The 5,507-nt window shown below is 60.6% G+C and carries 5 protein-coding genes; all 5 read left to right on the top strand.

The genetic code is table 11. From position 1 onward, the window contains the following. A partial coding sequence (locus O6929_10965; protein ID MCZ6480907.1) for a nucleotide pyrophosphohydrolase occupies positions 1 to 288 on the top strand: 288 nt, incomplete at its 5' end. Between the two features lie 121 nt (positions 289 to 409). Further along, positions 410 to 1,648: a HEAT repeat domain-containing protein gene (locus tag O6929_10960; GenBank protein MCZ6480906.1), complete on the top strand. Its 1,239-nt coding sequence runs from the start codon at positions 410 to 412 to the stop codon at positions 1,646 to 1,648. A gap of 247 nt (positions 1,649 to 1,895) precedes the next feature. Further along, positions 1,896 to 3,125, top strand: coding sequence for a DNA polymerase IV (gene dinB, locus O6929_10955; GenBank protein ID MCZ6480905.1), 1,230 nt, complete (start codon positions 1,896 to 1,898; stop codon positions 3,123 to 3,125). Continuing rightward, positions 3,122 to 5,299 (top strand): ATP-dependent RecD-like DNA helicase, encoded by a 2,178-nt coding sequence (locus O6929_10950; GenBank protein ID MCZ6480904.1) that lies wholly within the window; start codon positions 3,122 to 3,124, stop codon positions 5,297 to 5,299. The genes dinB and O6929_10950 overlap by 4 nt, the downstream gene beginning before the upstream one ends. Further along, positions 5,296 to 5,507 (top strand): LysM domain-containing protein (locus tag O6929_10945; GenBank protein ID MCZ6480903.1); only part of this gene is annotated, 212 nt, incomplete at its 3' end. The genes O6929_10950 and O6929_10945, both read left to right, overlap by 4 nt.

Genomic DNA, 5,507 nt, shown 5'->3' with positions numbered 1-5,507 from the left:
TTTCATAACCCGAAGGATTTGTCCATTTCCATCAGTCTCGAAGCGGCCGAACTCCTGGAACTCTTCCAATGGAAGCACCCCGAAGAGGTGGCTGGACTCGTGGCCGATCCTCAGGGGCACCGCCGGGTCAGTTGGGAGATGGCAGATATCCTGATCCTGCTGATCTCTCTCGCAGATATCCTTGGGGTGGACCTGATCAAGGCCGCCCGTGAGAAGCTTGAAGAGAACGACCGCAAGTATCCGGTAGCACGCGCCCGCGGAAGCGCCCGGAAGTACCGCGACCTGTAGTGTCGCACCAAGTACTGACCGATGACAGATGACCGTTATCCGATGACCGTAATGGACCAAGATGTTGTTTTTGGGTCGTTGGTCCACAGTCATCGTGGGATCTGGAGGACCGAGGCGGCAAGTGAGCAGGTGGCTTTGGGCAGCCTTATTGCTGGTGATTTTTGGAGCGTGCTCCCGTGAGCCCGCAGATCTGACCGCTCGGGTTGAGGAGTTGATCCGAGGCGGAGACTTTCAAGCCGCCCTGGCGATAGTAGAGTCGCGTCTTGAGCAGGCCCCCCACGATAGCAACGCTCGTCTCCTGAAGGTAAAGCTCCTGATCCACGCCCGGGCAGTGGATGAGGCCCTCCAGGAATATCAAGAGATTTGGAGAATTCAGGGAAATCCCCATACCGACCTTTTGGACCGTATCCTGAACGCTTACTTGGTGGAGGAGGTGGAGGCGGGAGGGAGCTCCCGCCTTCGGGCCGCTCCCCTCGTGGCTCGCCTGGCAGATCCTGTGGTTCTTCCACTGCTATATGAGCTGGCCTCGAAAGGTGATCGGGCGGGGCGGAGCGTAGCTGTAAAGGCGCTGAGCCGGCTCGGCTCAGAGTCTGTCATATCCTTTCTCGCTTCGCTTTTGGAAGACCCAGACCCCTATATCCGGGCCCAAGCCGCCAGGGGATTGGGTCGCCTTGGAGCGCACATCACCAAACCGAAGCTCACCCAACTGCTCCATGACGATTGGGAAGTGGCCCGGTATGCGGCGGCCGAGGGTTTAATCCGATTAGGGGAGCGTCGGGCCACTCCAATACTACTGCAGGCGCTGAGGTCTTCGCAGGCCTCAATTCGAATGCAGGCGGCCGAGGTGCTCGGAGCGCTGGCAGTGCAAGAAGCTGCTCCAACGCTCTTGGCGACTCTCAGTGATTCGAATCATTATGTTCGGCTGTACGCCGCGCAGGCCCTGGTCCAATTAGGGGAGACAGAGGGACTCATCGTTCTCCGCCGGACTTTGCAGCACCCGTCCCTGTCCCTTCGCCTATACGCGGCCGAGGCGCTCGCCAATCTCCGGGACAGGACCCCCCGTTCCTGGCTTCACCGGGTAGTGGCGGATCGAACGATGGCAAAGGGGGTCCGGCTCAATGCCGCGTGGATCCTCGGGAGACTGGACGATTCTTCAGGTATCCGGCATATCGGAGGACTTCTTCAGGATGCCGACCCGTACGTCCGCCTCCGGACTGCCTGGACTCTCGGAGAGATTGGAGACCCGGAGGCCTCTTCGGTGTTGCGTTCAGCCCTTGGGGATCGAGAACGCACAGTTCGGATCCACGCCACCTGGGCCCTCAACCGGCTCCTGCGACAACGCTCCCGGGTGCGGGGATAAGCGATGTTGCCCGCGTCCGCTTCTGCTCTGCTATAATCTTGCTGCCATTGAGGTATTGGCGGGAGAGGTTATGCGCATACGGTACCCGTGTGGCATCCCCTACGCTTACTCTTCGTGGGTGTGACGGAACGGTGCGACTACACCCTTTTCATGGGTGGGCTCTTCCGGGAATTTCTGCGGCGGATGCAGTGGTAGTGAGTCCTGATCAGCCCCGAGGCACTGCTCGATAATTGATGCCCCGGAGGATTTGCTCAGTTCATCGCGTTTTCGGCAGATGGATGAGACGATGAACCGCGCGATCATCCACGTGGACATGGATGCTTTCTATGCGGCGGTGGAGCAACGGGACCATCCAGCCTACAAGGGCCAGCCGGTCATCGTGGGAGCAGACCCCCGCGGGGGAAAGGGGCGTGGAGTGGTGGCGGCCTCTTCCTACGAGGCCCGCGCCTTCGGAGTCCGCTCCGCCATGCCCATCTCGAGGGCCTACCGCCTTTGCCCACGTGCCATTTTCCTGCCCGTGCGGATGAGTCGATACACAGAGGTGTCCGAGCGGGTCTTTGTTGTCCTGCGGCGCTACACCGACTTGGTAGAGCCGTGCTCGATTGACGAGGCCTTTTTGGATGTCACCGGAAGCACCCGCCTCTTCGGGGAGCCCGCGGAGATCGGAAGGCGGATCAAGAGGGATATCTGGAGGGAAGAGGGGCTCTCGGCCTCGGTAGGTGTGGCACCCAACAAGTTTGTGGCCAAGATCGCTTCCGACCTCGACAAGCCGGATGGTTTCGTCCTCGTCCGGCCGGAGGATATCGAGACTTTTCTCGCGGATCTATCCGTCTCGTATCTGTGGGGGGCAGGAGAGAAGACCGCGGCGATTCTCCAGGGTCTGGGAATCCAGACCATCGGCCAGCTCGCCCGCTGGCCGGTGGAGGAGTTGAGCCGTCGCTTTGGAAAGAGTGGGACTCATCTTCATCAGTTGAGCCGGGGGATCGATGCGCATCCTGTGTTCCCGGAGGCCATGGCGAAATCGATAGGGGCGGAGACCACTTTCTCGGTGGACACCGCTGAGCCCAAGCAGATTCGGCAGACTCTTCTCAGCCTGGCGGAGCGTGTATCGTCCCGCCTCCGGCGGGAGGGCTACGCAGGTCACACGATCACCTTAAAGCTCCGTTATGCCGACTTCACGACCCTAACACGCTCTCTCACTTTGCCCGAGCCTGTGGCGTTTACCGAGGAGATCCATTCCGCGGTCCTCTCCCTTCTTCAGAAGATCCCCTGGCGGGGACGCAACATCCGCCTCCTCGGAATTGCCGTCTCCAAACTGACCGACAAGGCCTCTCCAGGCCAGGTGCCGCTGTTTCCAGCGAATCCTCGAGGGGAAAAGGCTGCGCAGGCCATGGACGAGATCCGACGCCGCTTCGGGGAGGCCGGGATTACCCGCGCCAGCCTCTTGTCCCGGAGATCTCGGAAGGAGGTCAGGTGATCGAGCCCACGCTTCTCGAAGGAACCCTCGTCGGGGTGACCTATAGTAATGCAGACACCGGATATGTGGTGGCACGGTTAGAAGTGGGCGAGCACCGAAAGCCGGTGACGGTAGTGGGAAATCTCTGGGGAGCCAATCCAGGGGAGACCGTTCGCCTCAAAGGCGTATGGGTTCGCCACGCGCGATACGGGGATCAGTTCAAGGTCTATGAATATGAAAGCCTTCTTCCCGCCTCAACGGCCGCCATCGAACGCTATCTGGCATCCGGCCTCATCAAAGGGATCGGCCCGGCATACGCAAGGCGGTTGGTGGAGGCCTTCGGGGCCCAGACACTGCGGGTCATCGAGGAGGACTCGGAGCGTCTGCTGACGGTGGACGGGATCGGGGAGGGGCGTCTGGGGCGTATTCGGGCCGCCTGGACCGAACAGCGCCGCCTCAGAGGGCTCATGCTCTTTCTGCAGGAGCATCAGATCTCTCCCACCTTTGCTCTTAGGATTTTCAAAGCCTACGGTCCGCAGGCGCCTCAGCGTATTCGGGAAGATCCGTATCGGTTGGCCCGGGAGATTGTGGGTATCGGTTTTAAGACCGCCGACCGGATTGGAGCGTCCCTCGGCTTTGCCAAAGATTCTCCCAAGCGGCTTGCCGCTGGGCTCCTCTATCTCCTGCACGAGACTACCGAGGCGGGGCACGTCTATTATCCCGCCTCGCGCCTCTGTCAGGAGGCCGCCAAGCTTTTGGAGGTCGAAACAGAAGTCCTCCTTCAGGAGGTCCTCTCCGATCTTCACGCAGAGAACGCGGTGGTTTGTGAATCTCTGGATGGGGATACCGCCGTCTATCTCACCCCTCTCCGTCAAGCTGAGGAGGGGGTTAGCCGTCGGTTGGCCCTTCTGGCCGAAGCACCTCACGAAGGTCTTTCCATCGATGGCCCGCGGGCCGTTCAGTGGGCAGAGGCCCGGGGTAAGATCCGGTTCACCTCCGAGCAGCGGGCGGCGCTCTGCAAGGTTCTTGAGTCCAAGATCCTGGTCCTCACTGGCGGCCCGGGGACGGGAAAGACCACCCTCCTTCGTAGTCTCATCGATATCCTCGAGCGGAAGGGGGTTCGTTTGCTGCTCACCGCACCCACGGGCCGGGCAGCGAAGCGAATGGCCGAGACCACGGGGCGGGAGGCAAAGACAATCCATCGGCTCTTGGAATTTACTCCGAAGGAGGCCCGATTCAAAAGGAACGAGGTCAACCCCCTGCAGGTCGATTTTCTCGTGGTGGATGAAGCCTCCATGATCGATGTTGTGCTCATGAACAACCTTCTCGCCGCCCTCCCGGCGAAGGCAGGCCTCCTCCTCCTCGGGGATGCCGATCAGCTCCCCTCCGTTGGACCGGGTTCCATACTCCACGATCTCATTGCCTCGGGGTCCGTTCCGGTGGTCCGGCTCACGGAGATCTTTCGTCAGGCCAAAGAGAGCTGGATTGTGGTAAATGCGCATCGGGTGAACCGGGGCGAGTTTCCCCATCTCCCCGAGTTCGGGGCGGCTGACTTTGCCTTCATCGAACTCGACGACGCGGAGGCGATCCGCGTTCGCGTGAAGAAGCTGGTAACGACAGAAATTGAAAGCCGGTATGGCCTCAGCCCCCTCGTGGATATCCAGGTCATCACCCCGATGAACCGCGGCCTCCTGGGAGTCGCCAGCCTCAACCAAGATCTTCAGACAGCCCTGAATCCCGAGGGGGAGGAGATCATCCTCGGGGGGCGACAGATCCGGGTAGGAGACCGAGTGATGCAGGTTCGGAATAACTATGATAAGGAGGTATACAACGGCGATCTGGGTTGGATCAGTCGAATCGACCGGGAAGATCAGCAGCTTTGGGTCCGGTTCGATCAGGGGGAGGTCGTCTACGACTGGAGCGAGCTCGATGAGATCAGCCTCGCCTACGCCATTTCAGTCCACAAGAGTCAGGGAAGTGAGTATCCAGCCGTTGTCTTCCCGATCCACACGTCCCACTACATCATGCTCCAGCGCAATCTCCTGTACACGACCCTGAGTCGGGGGAGACGTCTTGTGGTCATGGTCGGCACCAGGCAGGCCGTCGCAATCGCCGTAAGGAATGCCCGGCTCCGGGAGCGTTACAGTCTCTTGCCGGACCGCCTGCGTCGACACCTGTCGGGGAGTGCGTCGTGAAGAGGCGGTGCCTCGGGGCCCTCTGTCTCTCCGTCCTTCTCCTCGCAGCGTGCGGTGTGCGTAGACATTCCACTCCGGGAATCTATCATCGGGTCCGTCCAGGCGAGACCCTTTACCGAATCGCCAAAACGTATGGTGTAAGCGTGAAAAAACTGAGCCGGGTCAACCGGATCGCCGATCCTTCGAATATTCGGGCCGGAACTCGCCT

This window comes from Candidatus Methylomirabilota bacterium (assembly GCA_027293415.1).
Classification (GTDB): Bacteria; Methylomirabilota; Methylomirabilia; order Methylomirabilales; family CSP1-5; genus CSP1-5.
This window is presented reverse-complemented; position numbering and strand designations above follow the sequence as displayed.